Annotated in this window: 3 protein-coding genes; 2 read left to right on the forward strand and 1 reads right to left on the reverse strand. The window is 35.4% G+C overall.

Annotated features, from left to right (window positions below; all coding sequences use genetic code 11):
- Positions 1-140: 140 nt before the first annotated feature.
- Positions 141-1454 carry a M20/M25/M40 family metallo-hydrolase gene (locus E1171_RS14345; RefSeq protein WP_155206718.1) on the forward strand — a complete coding sequence of 438 codons (1314 nt, stop codon included), beginning with the start codon at positions 141-143 and terminating at the stop codon, positions 1452-1454.
- A 351-nt stretch (positions 1455-1805) separates the two neighbouring features.
- The gene (locus E1171_RS14350) at positions 1806-2210 is read left to right on the forward strand and encodes a hypothetical protein (RefSeq protein WP_155206719.1); all 405 of its coding nucleotides are present in this window, start codon (positions 1806-1808) and stop codon (positions 2208-2210) included.
- A gap of 200 nt (positions 2211-2410) precedes the next feature.
- Here E1171_RS14350 and E1171_RS14355 read toward each other — a convergent pair whose 3' ends face one another.
- Complete coding sequence (locus E1171_RS14355; protein WP_155206720.1) at positions 2411-3427, reverse strand: ABC transporter ATP-binding protein; 1017 nt, start codon at positions 3425-3427, stop codon at positions 2411-2413.
- Positions 3428-3519 lie beyond the last annotated feature (92 nt).

Below are 3519 nucleotides of genomic sequence, written 5' to 3' on the forward strand. Positions count from 1 at the left end.
CTTATTAGGATCGACCAATTATATGATTTACTCTAGATTAAAGTATAGCATTATTAACTTTAAACTTATGTTTGCATTCAAAGAAAAGACCCTTTTAATGCTGGAACTGTCTTGAATTTGCCATTTTAACTAATTGAAAAATGAATAATCCAACCAAGTTTATATTAAAAAAAATTCTTGTGTTGTTACTTTTCACAAGTATAGGCATTTGGAAAGCCAATGCTCAAAATAGCATTAAAAGGAAAGAAATTAAAAAAATAGTTCAAACCTTAAGTGATGACCAAATGAAAGGCCGGTCGGCCTTGGGTGAAGGTGGTCAGAAAGCAGCCAATTATATCAATAATTATTTCGAAGAATTAGGTTTACAAAAACCAAAAGGGTCTTCCAACTATTTACAGACCTTTTCTTTGAATCAATTGAAACCAAAAACCATCAAGGTTAGCTTAGACGGCCACAATATTCCCGAAGACGAAATGTTTCTCATTTCTAATCATGAGAGCCTGCATTGGACTTCAAATTCAGCAATTGAACAAATTCACATAAGTGCTGAAGATGACTTTCCAGGTACTTTCAGGAAAATGAATGGGATGGAAAAAGACCTGATCGTTACAGTAGCAGGGGTTCATTTGAAAACCTTTGAAAGGTACCGCAACTATTTTTCCAAAGGAAGCAAGTTTTTGGATAATGAGGAAGACAAACATTCAAAACTGTTTATTTTATCAAATCCAATTGCCATAAATGACTATGAAATAGAGATCCTACAAGAGAAAAAGAAGTTTCAATTGGCCAATGTATTAGGAATGATCCCTGGAAAAAGCAAAGCCAATGAATATGTTATTTTTTCTGCCCACTATGACCATATTGGAATCCTACAAATGCAGAAAGGAGATAGCATTGCCAATGGAGCTGATGATGATGCTTCTGGGACTACAGCGGTAATGTCCTTAGCCAAGTATTTTAAAAATAAGGGAGGGGGGGAACGCACAATTGTTTTTGTGGCATTTACTGCCGAAGAAATTGGAGGTTATGGTTCTCAGTATTTTTCGAAACAGTATGATCCCGCCTCTATCTCAGCCATGTTTAATATTGAAATGATTGGCAAATTATCTAAATTTGGGAAAAACTCCGCATTTATCACGGGTTTTGACAAATCAGATTTTGGAGAAATATTACAAAAAAACCTGCAAGGAAGCCCTTATAGATACTTTCCAGACCCATATCCCGACCAACGTCTTTTTTACCGATCTGATAATGCTACCTTGGCCAGATTAGGTGTTCCCGCCCATACCATTTCCACGGACCAAATTGACTCAGACCCACATTACCATCAAGTGAGTGATGAATTTGAGACTCTTGACCTTAGGAACATGACCAATATTATTCGTTCAATTGCAAAAAGCGCCCAAAGTATTGTACTAGGAAAAGACACTCCAATAAGAATTATGGAAGAATGAGAAAATAAGGCCTGAGGGAAGTAAATTCATCTTATTTGCAACTTTTCACATCTTTCTCTACGTTATATTTATGAAGCTAAAGGCTTTGTGCAAAGTTGTTTCAGTAGACGAATACAAAGAGCTTCACAAAGCATTAAAAAGAGCAACATTGAAATCCATTTAAAGACTTGAGTTTAGTTTTCATAAAAAGCTAAGTTCAAGTCTTTCCCTTATTAATGGGAAAGCAAAAATGGACTTTATAAAGAAGAGGTAGAGGTATGGATAGAAGCAGTTTTACTTTTTTATTGGTGGATTTTTTAACATAAAAATCCATTGACATTTTGGTTTCTAATAAATTGAAACTCCAAAGTCATGGAAAACCTCAGAGAATACATTACCGAACACAAGGACCATATGGAATGGTTGAAAGAATTTGAGTTTTGTCGAAAAGAAATTTCATTTTTTGAAGGGCGGTTGGCCGAAATTCTAAAAAATCACCAAAATTCCGGAATGCGTCCACGGGCTGAGCAATTTCAAAATCAATTTATCCGGCAAAGGGAAATAATTGATATAATGGAACACAAAGTCAATATCCATGAATTTGAAAACGCTGAGTTGGCCAAATTAAATAATGGGCATATACCAGACCATTGTGCCATTGACCATTTACACATGAGGGAAGAAATTAAAATCTTTTGGAAAATCTATGAAGACCTTAAAGGTAAATTTAATCACTTCTGCGTGGCCTGTAAGGTCGACAAGGCAAAGGCCAGCTAAATACGACCTTGTGCTTTAAGGTATAAGAGTAGAAAGAAAATTGAGTATACTTGGAAAACAATTCACGGGAGGGTTGATAATGGAACTGTTGACCAAGCTTTAAAAACCCAATAACTTAAATCATTTCTAAAATTCAAATTCATACATCCTACCAAAAAGACATATAACAATTATAAAGAGGTCTATACTTCTGACCTCAATTATTCATTTTCAAAGGAGTGAAAGGAATTCGGAAGAAGACGTATTCCTATTTCATCGCCTATTTTCAGATCTTGTTCTCCAGTGTTCAATAACAATGTCCTATTCTCATTCACTGATATTTCAATTTGCCAATAAGCCCCAAAGTAATCTTTATTCAAAATAGTCCCCCTAATTTTCTTTGCTGAAGGGTCAAAAACCAAATGCTCGGGACGAATACAAAAAAGTTTTTCAACAGAAATGCTATTGGTTTGCTCTTCCGCCCAAACTGATAATTCATTTCCAGAAACTACATTTACTTCCCCAAATAAACTTGCCACATAAGGACTTCTTGGAAAATTATATATTTCATGAGGGGTACCCATTTGTGTAATCTCCCCCCTTTCTAATAGCGCAATTTTTTCAGAAATCACCAAGGCATCCTGAGTATCATGAGTAACAAATATAGCCGTTGTACCGGTCTGCCAAATTATTTCCCTCAATTCGAATCTCAATTGATTCTTTAAATGCACATCCAAATTACTAAAAGGCTCATCTAATAATAGTAATTTTGGGTCCTTAGCCAATGCTCGAGCCAATGCCACTCTTTGCCGCTCCCCACCCGACAGTTCTCTAGGGAAATTATTTGCATACTTACTCAGACGACAAATTTCCAGCAACTCTTTTACTTTCTGTTTTCTGTAAGTCTTGTCTAAAAATTCAATAAAATGGGCAATATTTTCGGAAATAGTTAAGTACTCAAACAGCTCAAAATCCTGATTGACAATTTCAATCGCTGAATGGCCTGGCACCAGGTTTTGTGCTGGACCAGTAACTTTTACTCCCTCTAAGAAGATTTCTCCCTCATCAACATCCTCTAACCCGGCAATTAGACGTAGTAAAGTAGACTTACCACTACCGCTTTCACCAATTAATGAGAATATTTCACCATTCTTCAAGGAAAAAGACACATCTCGGATGGTAGCAACCTTATTGGCCGAAAAAGTTTTACTAACCTTTTTTAATTCTAAAAAATTCAATTATCGAAGGGATTAAAAATATGGGTGATACTTAATTGTGAGTACAAATAAATATGATACAGACCATATTCTGGCATTAATTGGCATAAAAA

This window comes from Xanthovirga aplysinae, from assembly GCF_009711365.1.
GTDB lineage: Bacteria > Bacteroidota > Bacteroidia > Cytophagales > Cyclobacteriaceae > Xanthovirga > Xanthovirga aplysinae.

Excerpts from the sequence above, each read along its gene's own strand:
- E1171_RS14345 (WP_155206718.1), top strand. The coding sequence starts at position 141 with ATGAATAATCCAACCAAGTTTATATTAAAAAAAATTCTTGTGTTGTTA.
- E1171_RS14350 (WP_155206719.1), top strand. The coding sequence starts at position 1,806 with ATGGAAAACCTCAGAGAATACATTACCGAACACAAGGACCATATGGAA.